Here is a 17,453-nt window from a genome sequence, read left to right on the forward strand (position 1 = left end):
CCTATCCTCTTTTGATAAACAAAAAAACTCCAATTACAAACGAGAATTAGAGTTTACCTTACAAGATTAGACAGTTCATTTCGACATACGAAAAAAACCTTTTCACATTTCCCTTCGCCAGTCTTAACTGTATCAGGTTCAATGGGTATCATCTCAGCCTAAAGCACCCCAAATGTCTTTATTATTTAATTACTGGACCAGTATAACAGAATTTGAAAGCCCTAGCAAGAACTTTGACTGAAAAATATATTTATATAGTTTCTGATAACGATTGAATCTTTCTATACACGAAGAAAAACCTCCACATCAAGTGGAGGTAATCTTCTTTATCAATACAATTTTAAGTCACGAGGGTCAACTGGGAAGGTTGGGTTGTATGGGTTATGACGGAGTTTGAAATGTTTGACATCCTCAATAGTCTGAGTTCCAGATAACTGCATGACTGTCTTCAATTCTGCATTCAAGTGTTCAAAGACTTGACGTACACCCACACTACCACCAAGAGCCAAGCCATAGATCACAGGGCGGCCAATAGCTACCAAGTCTGCTCCTGAAGCCAAGGCTTTAAAGACGTGCTGACCGCGACGAACACCAGAGTCAAAGACAATTGGCACACGTTTATCAACTGCTTCAGCTACTTCTTGAAGTGAATCGAAGGCAGCTGGCCCACCGTCGATTTGGCGGCCACCATGGTTGGTTACCCAGATACCAGAGGCACCAGCAGCGAGTGAGCGTTCAACGTCCTCACGGCATTGTGGCCCCTTGACATAGACAGGAAGTCCTGAGTATGTAGCGATAAATTCTACATCACGTGGAGACAAGCGTTGTTTGGCTGATTTGTAAACAAAGTCCATTGATTTTCCAGCACCTTCTGGCAGGTATTCTTCAACAATCGGCATGCCAACTGGGAAGACAAAACCATTACGCTTGTCCACCTCACGATTGCCTCCTACAGTCGCATCTGCTGTCAAGACAATCGCTTTATAACCTTCAGCCTTCACACGATCCATGATGTGGCGGTTGATACCGTCATCCTTACTAAAGTAGAATTGGAACCAGTGAGGTGTCCCTTGAAGGGCTTCCGTAATTTCTGGAAGGTCTACAGTTGAGTAAGAGCTAGTTGTATAGAGGGAACCGAACTCATGTACACCACGCGCAGTCGCCACTTCACCCTGTTCATTTGCCAATTTATGAGCCGCAACAGGCGCCATAATGATTGGTGAAGACAATTTTTCACCTGCAAATTCAATCTCTGTACTTGGATTTTCAACATCACAAAGAGTATGAGGAACGATGAGTTTGTGGTTAAAGGCGCGAATATTCTCACGTAAAGTAAAAGTATCTTCCGCCCCACTAGCGATATAACCAAATGCTGCTTTAGGAATAACTTGTTGCGCCATTGGCTCCAAATCATAGGTATTGATGAAATCTACATGACCTTCTGCATTGCTTGTTTTGTATGACATAAAATGTCCTCCTTGATAAGTAAGCGTTTACTTTGTATATTACAAAAAATATTCTAACTCTTTTTTCAAAATTTTTCAAATATTTTGTTTGGAAATTTCATACTTTCAATCATTTTACAGCGATAATTAAAAATGATGAACTTTCTTAAGTTATGGAAATTCAAATAATCTTTTCATTTTCTAATACTTTATCATCAAATTGTTCAGCTAGTATAGTTGCTGAGTGATAAAGTTCCTTTGCTTTATTTTTATCATTTTCAAAATAAAGATAGCACTTAGCTTCAAATACTGAAATTCCAGGTTTATAGACTTGCAACATTGTTACTGATAAAATTTCATTCATCTTTTTTACTAGAGATATCATATGCTTATAGTCATTACGAACAACATAAACACCCGCTATGGCACAAAGAACTGATAGTAGCTCTACATTATACATTTCATCACTAACTAATTGCTGTTTCAACAACTTAATCCGAAAATCATCTAATGCTCTCTTCTATAAATCAAGTCTTGACATTGCATAGCAAAATAATCAATTAATAGTAAATCATTGAATGTGTAAACTTGCTTTAGTGTTACTTGCTTAAAATAATCATCAAAAATATCTTCAGCGAAACTACCTGTCCCTGTTCTTATCAAGCCTAATATTCTTTCAATCAAGTCTAGACTCAGCAACTCTTCTTCAGGAAGGATGTCACCGTAACAATTATAAACTTCCTCAATTAAAGTTAGTTTTTCCGTAATACGCTTGGAATCTCCATATACTATACTGGAGACTTCATGATACGGTACTTTATCTTAAAGTATTCCTCAGGAAGAGCTAGTTCTTTATTTTCAAGAAAAGTATCTATCGGAACTTCTAATCGCTTAAATAAATATTGTAACTTAGTAATTGTTGGCAAGGGTTGCCCAAGCTCAGTACGCATCAGCTGTTTGATTATTAAGTCAGCTTCTGTCCACAGACCTCTTCTCTCGTCAATTTGTGACGTTCACGTTCCTGTCTTACTCTATGACCAATTTCAGTTTTAATATCTGTTGTCATTCTTACCTCTTAACCACAATCCATAAATTAACATACTTTTAATTCTTCGGCTAAAAATTAACAATAATTCTTTTTCAAATCCGTCATATTATTTTCCAAAACTTGGATGTCTTGGCTGACTTTGAGAATGACAATGCTGCCTTGAATACTGGAGATGACTTGACGGGCCTGCAACTGCGCCCGCTCTTCTGACCAGTCAGCATGCAGGTCTTGCAAGAGGCTGGCTAACTTCTCTGTCCACTGGGTCATAAAATCATTGAGAGGACAGCGGAAGTTCTCATCTTCTGTGGACAATTCCACAATCAGATTACCAATTGGGCAACCATAAAAGACCGTCTGACTTTCATGAAATTGACAAACCCAGTCAATCATATCCGAAAACTTGTCACTGTCAGACTTGTCTGCTTCAAAAATCTCTTCAAAAAGCTCTTTTCGCCAATTTGCTAAAATATCTTGAATGACCGTCAAACCAATTTCCTTCTTAGATTTGAAATAATAATAAAGCTGCCCCTTGCCAACATCAGCCGCCTCCATGATGTCACTGATGGAGGTGGCCACATAACCCTTCTGATAAATCAATTCCTCAGCACTTTGTAAAATACGCTCTTTAACGCTCATCTGCTCACCTCTCTTTTTTCCTATTATAGCATATTCAGAGTCTGAGACCAAACCATTGAAACCACCTCCTTTTGCCACTGTTTTATCATTAAAATTTTTGTTCTGAGCAAATTGATTTACAAATTCAATTCTAGATGTTATTATAATTGTACCGAACGGTCAGTATATAACTAAAACTACCATTTGGAAAATCATCAAACTAACAGTCTAAATTCCTATTGGCTGTTAATCAAATCATATTAGGAGGAACCTCATGTTCAATCAGAAAAATGTCGCATTTGTTATCACAGACCCACAAGTTGAATTCCTAAAATCTACTGGTAAAGGATTCGGAGCAACTAAAGACGTTCTTGAAAAAGTTAATACTATTGAAAATCTGACAAAGCTTTTCGCTCTTGCTAAAGAGCGTGGCTACAAGCGTTTTATCTCACCGCACTACTTCTATCCACACGATCACAAGTGGCAATTTAAAGCTGCTGGTGAAACGATGATGATTGAAAACGAAATGTTTTGGCGTGATAGCCAGTATTCAGCAATTCCAGAAGGCTCTGGAGCAGATATGATTGAAGAGATTAAACCATTTTTGGATGAAGATACTATTGTTGTCAACGGACATAAAATCTTTGGCCCAGAAAGCAACGACCTTAACCTTCAACTCCGCAAAAATGGTATCGACACCGTCATCTTGGCTGGTATGAATGCTAATCTCTGCGTGGATTCACACATGCGTGAACTCATAGAATTAGGCTACAATGTCATTGTTGTTAACGATGCTGTCGGTGCTCCAGGTGAAGAAGCCTACCAAGCTGCACTAACAAACTACGGCTACATTGCCAACCAAGTTTTGACAACTGAGGAAGTTATCGCTCAACTTTAGTATTAAAAACAAAATCAGGTAATCCTAGTGACTACCTGATTTTCTATGTTTTAGGCGTTTTGCCAATTTTCTTGGTCTTCTTTAAAGCGTTTTAGGAGGTCGAGTCCTTCTGGCGTAATGTAACCTTCTTCTTGGGCTAGGTGGATGAGTTCGCTGTAGTTAGAAAGTGTCACCAATTTCACATCAGCATCCGCAAAATTCTTATCGGCTTTTGGCAATTGATAACTGAAAATCGCTACAACTCCAAGCACATCTGCTCCTTCGCGTTTAGCAGCTGCTACGGCTTCAAGAACAGACCCTCCAGTTGAAATGAGGTCTTCAACAACAACCATCTTTTGCCCCTGAGCCACACGACCTTCGATTTGGTTACCAGCTCCGTGGTCTTTTGGTTTGCTACGGATGTAGGCAAAAGGCAAGTTCATCTTGTCAGCGATGATAGCTCCGTGTGGAATCCCTGCTGTCGCTGTTCCTGCAATCACTTCTACTTCTGGAAATTCTGCTTTAATAGCTTCCACAAAACCATTTTCAATCAAGCTACGAGTTTCTGGATAGGCAAGCGTCACACGGTTGTCCGTATAAATCGGCGATTTGATACCAGATGCCCAAGTGAAAGGCTCCTCTGGTTTGAGGTAAACGGCTTGAATTTTCAAGAGGTGGCTAGCGATATCTTTAGCAAGTGTCATAGTCTTCTCCTTTTGTTTTTATAATCTATTTCTTTAATTTTAGTCTTGGTTCCATTCATCCTTGATAGCATGATAAGCTGCAACAGGATCCTCAGCTTGGGTAATGGGACGTCCCACTACGATATAGTCACTACCGATTTGATAAGCATCCGCTGGCGTCATGACACGTTTTTGGTCTCCAACCGCAGCTCCCGCTGGACGGATTCCCGGTGTCAAACAGATAAAATCTGAATTGGTGGCCTGCTTGATGAGTTGCACTTCCTGAGCTGAGCAAACGACACCATCCAAGCCCGCTTCAGCTGTCTTCTTGGCATAGTGAATGACCGATTCTTGAAGACTGGTTTGGATATTTTGAAAGTCTCTCATTTGTTCTTCAGAAGTTGAAGTCAATTGAGTGACAGCAATCAATTTTGCTTCTTTTCCAAGACCTTCACGCGCAGCCTTCATCATCTCCACACCACCAGCAGCATGAACATTGGTCATGTCCACACCAAGCTGAGATAAGACCTTCATAGCCGATTTGACTGTATTGGGAATATCATGTAGCTTGAGGTCCAAAAAGACACTATGCCCTAGTGACTTCAAATAACGGACAACTTCTGGACCTTCCGCATAATAAAGCTCCATTCCCACTTTTAAATAAAGACTTTCTTCTGCTGGGAAAAGAGATAAAAATTCCTTGACCGCCTCAAAAATAGGAAAATCAAGAGCAATAACTGGACGATGTTCACACATACCTTTCTCCTTTTACCTTTACGAGCAAGAGAGTATGGTCAAAAATAAACCACGAAAAAAGGAACCTGCCAACAGCAAGGTTCCACGAAAAATGGGTAGTCTCCACCCTTTCACCGTCTAACCTTAGCTGCCTCTCTGGACTGCTTTAAAGGTTTTTTTCTATTCTATTATTTATAGTAGGACTTGTCAAGCAAAAACTCGAAACTAGACTTCTATACCATTCAAAACCAAGAGGAAAAGTTAGTCTAACGACTCTGTGATTGCTGGCTCGTTTGGCTTTGATTTCCTTGTTCTTCTTGTTTTTTCTTTTCTTCTTCCTGTTTTTTCTTCTCAGCTTCCTTAGCCTCTTGTTTGGCTTTTTCCTCAGCCTCTTCTATCAATTTATTCGCTATCGTATAGCTGTATACTCCAGCTTCCATATCGACTACACTCGGTTCAGACAATTGTGGCTTGATTTTGCTGTAATAAGGCAATTTCTTGCTCAATTCTGATAGGGGAACCAAAATCTCATCTGTATCCAGCATGGTAATTTTTAAAAGATCTGCTGTTGCCTTGCTCGGCGCTAATTCGATTTTCTGGATTTGACTCTTGATATCCTCACTGATGGTAGACAATCCTGTTATCAGCTTTTTCACCTGCTGCTCATCGTTAAAGGTAACTGTCAGATAAGTCTCAGGCAAGTTTAAGCGATCAACAGGAGTTGACTCTACTGTACCACTAGACAGAATAGGATAATGTTCTTCACCAGACACATAATAACCGACAATATCGAATTCCTTGACCTCAATCGTAAAGTTAGTCGGAAATTGATAGTTAATCTTCGCTGATTCTATCCAATGATTGGACTTGATTCGCTCAGCGTATGTTTCCTTATCCAACAATAGAGCTAAAGTATAGTCGCTATCTTGAATCCCAGAAGCCTGTTTGATGTCATCTGCCTGCGTGTTACTATTTCCCTTAACCTCGATATTTTTGATGGTCGAAAGTGGAGTCAATAGATAGACTGAAAGAAGAAGGACCAGGACACTGGGTACCAAGATACTCACAGCTCGCCAAATATGAACAGGCGCAATTTTAGGCTTGGCTGGTTTCTCTGGTTTTTTGGGTTTTTCTTTTTTCTTCTTCTCTTTTTCCTCTTTGACTTTAGGGGCATCCTTTTGAGATTTTTCTTCTTTTTCGGATGGTTCATTGCTTGGACTTGAGGCTTCCTCAACTGACTCACTCGATGATTTCTTGGATTCCTCCAGTAGTTTCGAGTTGGCCTCCTTACGAGCTTGTTTTTCCTTTTCCTTCTCTTCAGCTAGGGCAGCTTCTTCCTCAGCCTTCTTCTTCAGGTATTCCTGGTTTCGTTTCTGCCATTCAGACAATTCTTGCTTGGGGTTTGATTCTTTTTTCTTATCCTTTGACATTGATATTCCTTATGCTAGGTCTTTTCTTAATAGATCGTAAAAATCTGCAAGAGATTTCAATTCAGTCGAAGCCTTCATGCTAGCTTGGTATTGATCTTTGTGACTAAGCAAGTGACTGAGTTTCTCCTCCAAACTTTCCAAGGTCAAGTCACTTTCTTGAAGTTCTTCTGCATAGCCTTTCTTAACAAAATAGGCTGCATTTTCAATCTGGTCTCCTCGACTTGCTTCACGACCCAATGGTACGATGAGATGGAGTTTTGCCATGGCCAAGAGTTCGAAAATCGTATTGGCACCGCCACGCGTCACCACCACATCTGCCATCTCCATCAAGGGTTGATAGAGATCCGTCACATAATCAACACGAAAGAGATTTTGACTCAACTCATTGAGGCTAGAATCTCCAGTGAGATTGATAATATTGTAGCGCTCTGTCAGTTCTTGCTTATGATCAGTCACCAATTGGTTAAATACACGAGCTCCTGCAGAACCACCAACAAACAATACCGTTGGCAATTTAGGATTAAAGTGGGTTTGGATATTCACCAATTCGTCTGGTTCTGGCGCCTCTTGGCCTGTTACCTTGGTCACTGCTCCCACATGCTCAACTTTTGCAAGACTAACAGGCTGCTCAAAGGTTGAGTACATCTTAGTTGCGAATTTATAGGCAATTTTATTGGCCAAGCCCATAGACAGGTCCGATTCGTGAATAAAGACAGGCACTCCTGACACTCGCGCTGCGATAACCGGCGGTACAGAGACAAATCCTCCTTTTGAAAAAAGAGCCTGTGGACGCAGTCGTAACATGATAAAGAGGGATTGGACAATTCCCCAACCAACTTTAAACACGTCCAGCATATTTTGCCAAGAGAAATAACGACGCAACTTCCCAGTCGCAATGGAGTGAAAGGTCACATTCAAGCCTGACTTGAGAATTTCTTGGTGTTCGATTCCGTGTTTATCCCCGATATAGTGGACTTCCCAGCCGTCTTCGATGAACTTAGGCATTAACAAAAGGTTGAGGGTGACGTGTCCAACCGTCCCCCCACCTGTAAAGACAATTTTTTTCATATTATTCCTTTAACTCCGCTACTGTGTTGATAAAGAGGTCGCCACGTACTTCAAAGTTAGCATACATATCCCAGCTAGCATTGGCAGGACTGAGGAGAACCACATCTCCTTGAGTCGCGAGCTCATAAGCCTTGCGGGTCGCATCAGCAATATCTGTCGCATCTACATAAGCCACACCAGCCTTATCCGCTGCCAGTTTGACACGTTCTGCAGATTGACCGAGGATAACCATCTTCTTGAGCCCAGTAATATCTGGCACCAATTCGTCAAACTCATTGCCGCGGTCCAAACCACCTGCGATTAAGATAACCTTACTATTGTCAAATCCTGACAAGGCTTTTTGAGTAGCCAAGATATTGGTTGACTTGCTATCGTTATAGAATTTAACACCCTGAATTTCATCCACAAATTGGAGACGGTGTTTAACACCACCGAAGGATGAAAGAGTTTCCTTAATCGTTTGGTTGTCTACACCTCGGAGCTTGGCTACAGCAATAGTCGCAAGGGCATTCTCCACATTGTGGCTACCTGGAACTCCGATTTCATCAGCTGCCATGACCACTTCGCCACGGAAATAGAGTTGACCATCTGCAAGATAGGCTCCATCAACCTTTTCCTTTGTTGAAAATGGAACAACAGTGGCTTGTGTTTTAGTAGCCAATTCTTTTGCCAAGTCTTGGTTAAAGTTCAAGACAAGGAAATCAGCTGCTGTCATATTATTTTGGATATTCCACTTAGCTGCCACATAGGCCTCAAAAGAACCATGGTAGTCGATATGAGTGGGCATGAGGTTGGTAATAACCGCAATCTCAGGATGGAATTCTTGAACACCCATCAGTTGGAAAGAAGAAAGTTCCATGGCAAGCGTGTCCTTAGCCGTTGCAGTTTGAGCCACTTGACTGGCAGGATAGCCGATGTTCCCTGACAAGAGACCATGTTGACCAGCAGCAGTTAAAACTTCCCCAATCATAGTCGTTGTGGTTGTTTTCCCATTTGAACCTGTGATACCGATAATTGGCGCTTCTGAGATCAAATAAGCCAATTCCACCTCAGTCAGGACTGGAATTCCCTTTGCCAATGCCTTTTCAATCATGGGATTGCTATACGGGATACCTGGATTTTTCACCATCAGAGCAAAATCTTCATCCAATAATTCCAAAGGATGCCCACCAGTGACAACCTTGATTCCTTCTTCCAGCAAGCTTTGAGCAGCAGGATTTTCCTCAAAAGGCTTGCCGTCATTTACTGTCACAATAGCTCCTAGCTTGTCCAACAAACGGGCTGCAGACTCACCAGACTTAGCCAAACCTAAAACAAGGACTTTCTTATTTTTAAATTGATCGATTACTTTCATGTCTCAAACTCCATTTCTACTCCTACTATTTTACCATTTTTATGGAAATAAAAAAGCCACAAAGTGTATTTGTGACTCTTTCTTCTAACTTAATGTTCTCTTATCATCTATGTGATAAATCGGTAACTCGAATTACTTGGTCCACTTGTTCCCAAATAAGAGGATTGTGGGTCGCAATAATAATGGTCCGATTCGGATTTTTTAAAGATTCTAGGATAGAAAGTAATTCCTCAGAGTTTTTGGGGTCTAGCGACGCAGTTGGTTCATCTGCGAGAATCAAAGGCGGATCCTTTAAAATTATCTTCGCTAGTGCAACACGTTGTGCTTCTCCTCCTGATAATTCAAAGATAGGTTGCTTTAAATCCAAATAGGATAGGTTTACACGATTTAGAGCTTGTTTCATCAAAGAGATTTTCTCTTTTTCTTTCAACTTTTTACCAACTAAACCCAGATTGAGATTCTCTTTGACGGTTTGGCTTTCAATTAAGCCAAAATCTTGAAATAAATATCCCAAGTAATCTCTAAAGAAAACAGAGGGCTTAATGTCTTTAAGAGAAGTGCCATCATAGATGATTTGCCCTTTGTCATATGGCTCTAATCGTCCAATCATATTCAAGAGTGTTGTCTTACCACAGCCACTTGTACCGATTAAGGCATAAATTTTCCCACCCTCAAAATGAAGATTAGTATCTGAAAATAGCTGACGGCTTCCAAATTTTTTAGATATATTCTTTAGTTCAATCATCCTATTTTCCTTTCATAATTGTCATAGAAACACGAGATTCTTTCTGCGCTTGACGGTAAAGCATCAGAACTGCACTAACTAGAAAGACTAATAAAGTGAGTAAGCCAATTACCCAGTCTCTACTGCGTAAAATAAAGAGACTAGCACCAAATACAAAACTGGCAAATTGACTAACCATATACTGAGCATGCGTTTCAAAAAATCGTAAACCTGAAATTCGTTTAATCAAGATATCTCGACGGAATTGCTCGAAATATAGAAGATTGACAGAATAAAAGAGTAACAAGGAACTAGCTATCCCCACAATGGCTCCTAAGATTAAAGTTGCTGTTTCAGTTTGCACTTCATTATAACGAGTTAGATAAACACTTCTTCCTTCTTTAAGATAAGATACTTGCTCATAAATTCCAGCTTCCTTCAAGAGAGATAGGCCACTCTCATATCCTTTGATAAAGAGTTGCTTTCCAGCATTGATAGACCAAATAGATTTTGAAATGAAACTATCACCTGTAGATGTCGGAGTAAACACAACTAAAATCGGATCAGTTAAGTACTGGATGGATACCGGGCTTTCACCGTTATTATAAACAAATCGTTTTTCTCCTGTTGGAAGATAGCTAACAATCGCTCTCATTTCATACTCTAAAGGAGCGTCTTTATCCTCGCTTGATTTTCCGTAATAGTTCAAACGTTCTTCAAAAACTTTCTTAAGTTCTGCTTCCTGTGAACGAAGAGATTCTGGTAATAAGAGTCCAAATTCCCCTTTCTGAAGATGAGCTAGTTTCTGTCTAGTCTCATTATTGACAGACACATTTTCCTTGTCCAAATAACTTGGACTGACATAGAGAACATTAGCATCTGGACTATAGGTATCCAGTGTTTCCCCTTTTTCATTTTTTCCTTGAGGATTTGCAAAATGAATGAGATTATCTTTTACAAATAGAGCCTGTTCTTCTTCGATTGCTTCCTTGGCAAAGGCATACCACTTGCTCTGATTTTCTGTATCTTTTACTCTATCACCTAAGCCAAAAGAAATCTGGTAATAGTCTGCTCTATCCTTCCATGCTTGTTTTGAAATTTCAAGTTCTTTCAATCGTTGGTAAGACGTCAAACCTGTCTTAACAGCGTAGCCTACTGTAAAAACAGCTACTAACTGACACAATAGGGTTAAAGTCATCAAGCGTTTAAGGGGTAATCTTCCCTTAATAACAGGAACTAATGCTTTGTAACTCAAACTCATTAGATAAAGAAGCATTAGTAAAATTGAAATCGCCAATAAAAACAACAGATAGAAACTAATCCCAAAACCATAGGTAGCTAACAAGATAGGATAAAACAAACCTTGACTAAAAAGAACGACTCCCCCACCTAGGAAGGAAAGGAGGGCTGATAGAAGGAGCCATTTGATATCAGTAGATAAAGAATGCCCCATGATGGATAAGAGAGTCTGACCAGAAAAGAGTTTTATACCTGCTGCTCTCATTTCCTTAATCCGAGTAATAATCACCAGAGCAAAGAAAGATAAGCCAAATATCGCTAAACTAATTAAAATAAGGGGAATTAGTAACATTCTAAAAGCAAGAGTATAGGGCGGTGTCTTTCGGTCAGGAATTGCTTTATAACCCAAATCTCCTAATTTATCGGCTAGCTTTTCTTTCGTCAAGGAGCCTGATAAAATGAGATAACTATTTAGTGGATCACTACGTTCACGACTTTCTTGGCTAGCTTCTTGGAATTCTTTTGGTAATGTTCCCTTACCATAAGTTGCATAAGTAAAGTGAGTCGTCCCATCCTTACTCGGCTCTACGATTCTTCTAGCTATTAAACTCTGTTCTGAGTTTACAAACTTCTCCAATTCCTGTTCAAATACCTCACGCGTCGGTTCCTGAGTATCTTTTTTGACACGAAGCAAAGAAACGGAATCATAGCTTGCATATAAATATTGTGGCGCACGTAGGACAATAATCCAAGCAAGGAAGAAGCTGAGAAAAAAAGTTGATAATAATATGAATAGTTTCTTCATAGTAGACTCCTTGTGGTGAAAATTGATTTCAGGAGGTAAGATTTCAGAGTATGAAATCGGTTTCTATTATCACAAATTTATCACCATTATGATAAATTGTCAATAGATTTTAGCAAAATATAATTATATTTTTTTGGACTAACTTTTTAAACTTCTATAACAATATAGAGCTCTTAAAATGTGGAAAAAAACTCACTTGAACAAAATATTTTTAGGTTTATTCCTTTTTGCAAGAAACGGAATCTTAGACTTTCCGTTGTGATAAAAATGCCTGAAAACAATAGATTTCAGGCATTCGGAAACTTTGAGACTATAGGCTCAAAGTTTAGGTATGGAATTTCGAAGAAAGTCGCTACCGTCCGTAATCACCTAAGGAAAGTCTTAAAAATCTTATTTTAAATCGAAAAAGAGAGCCGCAGCTCTCTTTCTATTTATCTTCTTTTACCCTTTTTTACAGGCATGAGTGTAATATCTCTCAAGCTAAAGTAGGCAAGGGCAAGCATGGCGATTGTGACAAAGAATTCTGTCGGTAATTGGAAGATTTGCAAGATGGACAACATCAGCAAAATCAAGAGTGCAACAACTACAAAGACCAAGATAACGATGTTGACTGTTCCTTTGATACTTTGGGGTGTCGCAAATACATAGAGTAGTAATAAGAGTATCCCTATGATTAAATAGACCATCTTTATCTCTTTCCTAGCTGTTACTCAGCTGATTTTTTCTTTTTGTTGGCTTTCTCACGCTCTGCCTTGTTGAGGATTTGCTTACGCAAACGGATTGACTCAGGCGTTACTTCCATGTACTCATCGTCATTCAAGAACTCAAGAGACTCTTCAAGCGTCAAGATACGAGGTGTCTTGATAACCGCTGTTTGGTCCTTGGTAGCTGAACGAACGTTGGTCATTTGTTTAGCCTTGGTGATATTAACTGTCAAGTCATTTTCACGAGAGTTTTCACCGATAATCATTCCTTCGTAAACCTCAGTACCTGGGTTGACAAAGATTGTTCCACGTTCTTCGATAGACATGATTGAGTAAGTTGTAGCCTTACCAGCATCGATAGAAACAAGGGCACCACGGTGACGTCCACCAATTTCACCCGGAATCAATGGCAAGTATTGGTCGAAGGTATGGTTCATGATACCGTAACCACGAGTCATTGACAAGAACTCAGTTGAGTATCCGATCAAACCACGCGCTGGAACTAGGAAGACCAAACGAGTTTGACCATTACCAGTTGAAATCATATCCAACATTTCACCCTTACGTTCAGAAAGGCTTTGGATAACAGATCCTTGGTATTCTTCTGGAGTATCGATTTGCACACGTTCAAATGGCTCACATTTAACACCATCGATTTCTTTTACGATAACTTCTGGACGAGACACTTGAAGTTCATACCCCTCACGACGCATGGTTTCGATCAGGATTGACAAGTGCAATTCTCCACGTCCTGAAACAGTCCATTTATCTGGTGAATCAGTTGGGTCAACACGAAGGGAAACGTCTGTTTGCAATTCTGCTTGCAAGCGTTCTTCTACCTTACGAGAAGTCACCCATTTACCTTCTTTACCCGCAAATGGTGAGTTGTTTACCAAGAAGGTCATTTGAAGGGTTGGCTCATCGATGTGAAGGATTGGAAGAGGCTCAACTGCATCTGTCGGTGTAATCGTCTCACCAACAAAGATATCTTCCATACCTGATACGGCAATCAAGTCACCTGCTTTAGCTTCTTGGATTTCACGACGTTCCAAACCAAAGAAACCGAAGAGTTTTGTTACACGGAAGTTCTTCGTTGTACCATCTAGTTTAGAAAGGGTAACTTGGTCCCCAACTTTCACACTACCACGGAAGACACGACCGATACCGATACGACCTACGAAGTCATTGTAGTCCAAAAGTGACACTTGGAACTGCAAAGGCTCATCTGAGTTGTCTACTGGAGCTGGGATATGATCGATAATGGTGTCAAAGATTGGCGCCATTGTTTTTTCTTGATCCGCTGGATCATCTGACAAGGAAGAAGTTCCGTTGATAGCTGAAGCATACACCACTGGGAAGTCAAGCTGGTCGTCATCTGCACCAAGCTCGATGAAAAGTTCCAAGACTTCGTCCACTACTTCTGCTGGACGAGCTGATGGTTTATCGATTTTATTAACAACCACGATTGGAACAAGGTCTTGTTCCAAGGCTTTTTTCAATACGAAACGAGTCTGTGGCATGGTTCCTTCGTAGGCATCTACGACCAAGACAACACCGTCAACCATTTTCATGATACGCTCAACTTCTCCACCGAAGTCCGCGTGTCCTGGTGTGTCCATGATATTGATACGAGTTCCGTTGTAGGCAACGGCTGTATTTTTAGCAAGGATGGTAATTCCACGCTCTTTTTCGATATCGTTTGAGTCCATAGCACGCTCTGCCAATTCAGTACGTGCATCAAGCGTTTCTGATTGTTTCAATAATTCATCAACGAGGGTTGTTTTCCCGTGGTCAACGTGGGCAATAATGGCTACGTTACGGATATCTTCTCTTAATTTTGTCATGATTTCCTCTATAATATTTAAAATTTATTTTCTAACTGAGCAATTATACCATATTTTCAAGTAAATAACATAATTCAAGTAAGTGTAAATGTTTTCACTCCGCTTTTCTAGTTAAGGCAACTCTTTCCAAAGTCAGAGACTTATGATAAGATAAGCTGGTATGCGTTTAGATAGATTATTAGCCCAAGAAAAAATCAGTCGCAAGGCTATGAAACAGGCACTTTTGAAAAAAGAAATCCTAGTGGACGATTGTCCAGCCAGCTCCCTCGCTCAAAATGTCGACACTGGATTACAGAAATTAGTCTTTCAAGGACGGCAGATTCAAGGATACGAGCACACCTACCTCATGCTTCATAAACCAGGTAGAGTGGTGACAGCCAGTCAGGATAAGGACCTACCAACCGTCATGGACCTCCTTCCACCTGACATCCAGTCTGACCAGCTCTATGCTGTCGGCAGATTAGACCGTGACACGACGGGACTGCTCCTTCTGACAGACAATGGACCTCTTGGTTTTCAGCTCCTTCATCCCCAGTACCATGTCGATAAATCCTATCAAGTGGTGGTCAACGGACTGCTCACACCAGAACATATCCAAAAATTCAAAGATGGGATTGTCTTTTTAGATGGGACTACTTGTGAACCTGCAAAACTAGACATTCTGTCCGCAAGCCCAACAGAGAGCCGTGCCTCCATCACCATCTCTGAGGGCAAATTTCATCAAGTCAAGAAGATGTTTCTATCAGTTGGTGTCAAGGTGACTGCCCTAAAACGCGTCCAATTCGGTGATTTTACATTAGACCCAGAACTAGTAGAAGGGCAATTCCGTCCCTTGAATCCAGAGGAATTGGAAATCATTAAAAACTACTTAGAGAAAAGTGGATAAAAGAAAAAAGCTTTAAATTTAAAGCTTTTTTTGTTTTTGCTTATCTAAAAACTAATGCGATGGCTGCAATCCAGTTAAGGACAGAAACTACAAGTCCTACGATATTGAGAATCTTTTCTGTTTTATAGTCTAGTCCAGATTCTTTTTGGTACGAAAAAGCCAAGACCAATCCTATGATCCCCAAAATCAGACCCACTATCGGAGATAGCAAACCAAGGACGATAGATAAGATACCTAAAATAAGTGAAGATTTTTCTTTTGTTGTGAATTCATATTATAAAATCTCCTTAAATTTAATATAAATGATGATACCTTAAAATGCTAGCTTTATCTATCATTCGACAGTTTTTAATAGAATGTTAGCTCGTTTTCACTTTCCCTTTCCAAGAATCCAATCCATAAGAAAGGATATAAATCTCAGAAAAACCTTGTTTTTTCAGATAAAGTGCTGCATTGGTCACTCGTTGTCCACGTTGGTTTTCGTAGAGAAGGACAGGTTTATCCTTGCGAAGGGCTGCAAGGCTTGACTTCAACTGATTTGAAGGAATATTGCGAGCTCCGAGGATATGTTTTCTGTGAAATTCTGCTGGTTCACGGACATCAATCAATTGCCCTTTCCGAATCAAGGCTTCAAATTCTGCATTGTCCACAATCTTAGCCGCACGACGAATACGAAGGTAGTTATAGCCCATCCATGCCACCATTGCCAGTATAAGTGCCCACAAAATCCAAGTAACCATTAGTTCATTTCTCCATTTTTCTCAATATAGTCTAATTCTATCTTGTGCTCCCTGCGGAGAACAGCTTCCGCTTCTAAGTAATCTAGCTTGTCCATGAGACCTGCATCATAGATCCGAGAGAGTTCGAGCTTCATCAGTTCAATATCATACAAGCGCTTCCCCATGTAAACAATAATGCCAAACTGTTTGAGAAATTGCTGCACATCATAGAATGTTTTCATAGCTTCCATTTTAGCAGATTCTAGACTTTTTTTCAATACTGGACCGGCTCTTTCCCCCCTATTTTCTTCGTCTTCATTGCCCATTCTTCCGCAAGTGTGGTACAATAAAAACATGAGAATTCAACAACTACACTATATTATCAAAATCGTCGAAACTGGCTCTATGAATGAAGCAGCCAAGCAACTCTTTATCACCCAACCCAGTCTTTCAAATGCCGTTCGAGACTTGGAAAATGAAATGGGCATTGAAATCTTTATCCGCAATCCCAAGGGCATTACCTTAACCCGTGATGGGATGGAGTTTCTCTCCTATGCTCGTCAGGTCGTTGAGCAAACCCAACTTCTGGAGGAACGTTATAAAAATCCTGTCGCCCACCGCGAACTTTTCAGCGTTTCCTCTCAGCACTATGCCTTTGTAGTTAATGCCTTTGTCTCTCTGCTCAAGAAAAGTGATATGGAAAAATACGAGCTCTTCCTACGTGAAACTCGGACCTGGGAGATTATCGACGACGTCAAGAACTTCCGTAGCGAGGTCGGTGTCCTCTTTTTAAACAGCTACAACCGTGATGTTTTAACGAAAATGCTAGATGACAATCACCTGCTAGCGCACCACCTCTTTACCGCTCAACCCCATATCTTTGTTAGCAAGACCAACCCTCTAGCTAAAAAAGACAAGGTCAAACTGGTTGATTTGGAAGACTTCCCTTATCTGAGTTATGACCAGGGGACGCACAACTCCTTCTACTTTTCAGAGGAGATTCTTTCACAAGAGCACCACAAGAAATCCATCGTAGTCAGTGACCGTGCCACCCTCTTTAACCTTTTGATTGGTTTGGATGGTTACACCATTGCAACAGGGATTTTGAACAGCAACCTCAACGGAGACAATATCGTTTCCATTCCACTGGACATTGACGACCCGATTGAACTAGTCTATATCCAGCATGAAAAAACCAGCCTGTCTAAGATGGGTGAACGCTTTATCGAATACTTAGTAGAAGAAGTTCAATTCGATAATTAATAGGAAAAAGAAAA

The 17,453-nt window shown here is 40.3% G+C and carries 17 protein-coding genes, 2 pseudogenes and 1 riboswitch; of the genes and pseudogenes, 3 read left to right on the top strand and 16 right to left on the bottom strand.

What is annotated here, in order from left to right:
* Window positions 1-92 precede the first annotated feature (92 nt).
* A riboswitch (TPP riboswitch) is annotated at window positions 93-181 on the bottom strand.
* A gap of 148 nt (window positions 182-329) precedes the next feature.
* From lctO to I2H52_RS04675, 4 genes and pseudogenes are all read right to left on the bottom strand, one after another.
* Window positions 330-1,466 carry an L-lactate oxidase gene (gene lctO, locus I2H52_RS04660; RefSeq protein ID WP_195594468.1) on the bottom strand — a complete coding sequence of 379 codons (1,137 nt, stop codon included), beginning with the start codon at window positions 1,464-1,466 and terminating at the stop codon, window positions 330-332.
* Between the two features lie 160 nt (window positions 1,467-1,626).
* Window positions 1,627-1,947 (bottom strand): annotated as a pseudogene (locus I2H52_RS09800) (XRE family transcriptional regulator); the annotation flags it as partial.
* A 5-nt stretch (window positions 1,948-1,952) separates the two neighbouring features.
* Window positions 1,953-2,237: a hypothetical protein gene (locus I2H52_RS09805; protein ID WP_158077646.1), complete on the bottom strand. Its 285-nt coding sequence runs from the start codon at window positions 2,235-2,237 to the stop codon at window positions 1,953-1,955.
* A gap of 331 nt (window positions 2,238-2,568) precedes the next feature.
* Entirely contained in the window at window positions 2,569-3,129 is a 561-nt protein-coding gene (locus I2H52_RS04675) for a TetR/AcrR family transcriptional regulator (RefSeq protein WP_061587814.1), read from the bottom strand.
* A gap of 253 nt (window positions 3,130-3,382) precedes the next feature.
* Between I2H52_RS04675 and I2H52_RS04680 the strand changes: the two genes are divergently transcribed.
* Window positions 3,383-4,006 carry a cysteine hydrolase gene (locus I2H52_RS04680; RefSeq protein ID WP_000483067.1) on the top strand — a complete coding sequence of 208 codons (624 nt, stop codon included), beginning with the start codon at window positions 3,383-3,385 and terminating at the stop codon, window positions 4,004-4,006.
* Window positions 4,007-4,056: 50 nt separating this feature from the next.
* On the opposite strand, the gene pyrE is transcribed toward I2H52_RS04680, so the two are convergent.
* From pyrE to typA, 9 genes are all read right to left on the bottom strand, one after another.
* Window positions 4,057-4,689, bottom strand: a complete 633-nt coding sequence (gene pyrE / locus I2H52_RS04685) for an orotate phosphoribosyltransferase (RefSeq protein WP_000170887.1) — start codon at window positions 4,687-4,689, stop codon at window positions 4,057-4,059.
* Between the two features lie 39 nt (window positions 4,690-4,728).
* Window positions 4,729-5,424, bottom strand: a complete 696-nt coding sequence (pyrF, locus tag I2H52_RS04690; protein ID WP_000333213.1) for an orotidine-5'-phosphate decarboxylase — start codon at window positions 5,422-5,424, stop codon at window positions 4,729-4,731.
* Between the two features lie 245 nt (window positions 5,425-5,669).
* Window positions 5,670-6,833 carry a cell division protein FtsQ/DivIB gene (locus I2H52_RS04695; RefSeq protein ID WP_195594473.1) on the bottom strand — a complete coding sequence of 388 codons (1,164 nt, stop codon included), beginning with the start codon at window positions 6,831-6,833 and terminating at the stop codon, window positions 5,670-5,672.
* Window positions 6,834-6,842: 9 nt separating this feature from the next.
* Window positions 6,843-7,901 carry a UDP-N-acetylglucosamine--N-acetylmuramyl-(pentapeptide) pyrophosphoryl-undecaprenol N-acetylglucosamine transferase gene (locus tag I2H52_RS04700; protein WP_000724804.1) on the bottom strand — a complete coding sequence of 353 codons (1,059 nt, stop codon included), beginning with the start codon at window positions 7,899-7,901 and terminating at the stop codon, window positions 6,843-6,845.
* A 1-nt stretch (window position 7,902) separates the two neighbouring features.
* Window positions 7,903-9,255 (bottom strand): UDP-N-acetylmuramoyl-L-alanine--D-glutamate ligase, encoded by a 1,353-nt coding sequence (gene murD, locus I2H52_RS04705; RefSeq protein WP_195594477.1) that lies wholly within the window; start codon window positions 9,253-9,255, stop codon window positions 7,903-7,905.
* Between the two features lie 103 nt (window positions 9,256-9,358).
* A complete protein-coding gene (locus tag I2H52_RS04710; RefSeq protein WP_000571283.1) occupies window positions 9,359-10,000 on the bottom strand; it encodes an ABC transporter ATP-binding protein in 642 nt (213 codons plus the stop codon).
* A 1-nt stretch (window position 10,001) separates the two neighbouring features.
* On the bottom strand, window positions 10,002-12,023 hold the full coding sequence (locus I2H52_RS04715) for a bacteriocin-associated integral membrane family protein (protein WP_195594480.1): 2,022 nt from the start codon (window positions 12,021-12,023) through the stop codon (window positions 10,002-10,004).
* 431 nt (window positions 12,024-12,454) lie between these two features.
* Window positions 12,455-12,709 (bottom strand): DUF3165 family protein, encoded by a 255-nt coding sequence (locus tag I2H52_RS04720; RefSeq protein WP_000262659.1) that lies wholly within the window; start codon window positions 12,707-12,709, stop codon window positions 12,455-12,457.
* Between the two features lie 20 nt (window positions 12,710-12,729).
* A complete protein-coding gene (gene typA, locus I2H52_RS04725; RefSeq protein ID WP_195594483.1) occupies window positions 12,730-14,571 on the bottom strand; it encodes a translational GTPase TypA in 1,842 nt (613 codons plus the stop codon).
* A gap of 160 nt (window positions 14,572-14,731) precedes the next feature.
* Here typA and I2H52_RS04730 point away from each other — a divergent pair, with 160 nt between their 5' ends.
* The gene (locus tag I2H52_RS04730; protein ID WP_195594485.1) at window positions 14,732-15,457 is read left to right on the top strand and encodes a 16S rRNA pseudouridine(516) synthase; all 726 of its coding nucleotides are present in this window, start codon (window positions 14,732-14,734) and stop codon (window positions 15,455-15,457) included.
* A 40-nt stretch (window positions 15,458-15,497) separates the two neighbouring features.
* Here I2H52_RS04730 and I2H52_RS09710 read toward each other — a convergent pair.
* The 3 genes and pseudogenes from I2H52_RS09710 to I2H52_RS04740 all read right to left on the bottom strand — a co-directional run bounded on the left by I2H52_RS09710 (window position 15,498) and on the right by I2H52_RS04740 (window position 16,502).
* Window positions 15,498-15,730: pseudogene (locus I2H52_RS09710) on the bottom strand (DUF4190 domain-containing protein).
* 86 nt (window positions 15,731-15,816) lie between these two features.
* A complete protein-coding gene (locus tag I2H52_RS04735; protein WP_007520409.1) occupies window positions 15,817-16,197 on the bottom strand; it encodes a rhodanese-like domain-containing protein in 381 nt (126 codons plus the stop codon).
* Window positions 16,197-16,502 carry a YqgQ family protein gene (locus tag I2H52_RS04740; protein WP_050595435.1) on the bottom strand — a complete coding sequence of 102 codons (306 nt, stop codon included), beginning with the start codon at window positions 16,500-16,502 and terminating at the stop codon, window positions 16,197-16,199. Before I2H52_RS04740 ends, I2H52_RS04735 begins: the two co-directional genes overlap by 1 nt.
* Window positions 16,503-16,530: 28 nt before the next feature.
* Between I2H52_RS04740 and I2H52_RS04745 the strand changes: the two genes are divergently transcribed.
* The gene (locus tag I2H52_RS04745; protein WP_195594488.1) at window positions 16,531-17,439 is read left to right on the top strand and encodes a LysR family transcriptional regulator; all 909 of its coding nucleotides are present in this window, start codon (window positions 16,531-16,533) and stop codon (window positions 17,437-17,439) included.
* Window positions 17,440-17,453: the final 14 nt, after the last annotated feature.

Source organism: Streptococcus oralis, from assembly GCF_015561235.1.
GTDB lineage: Bacteria > Bacillota > Bacilli > Lactobacillales > Streptococcaceae > Streptococcus > Streptococcus oralis_BK.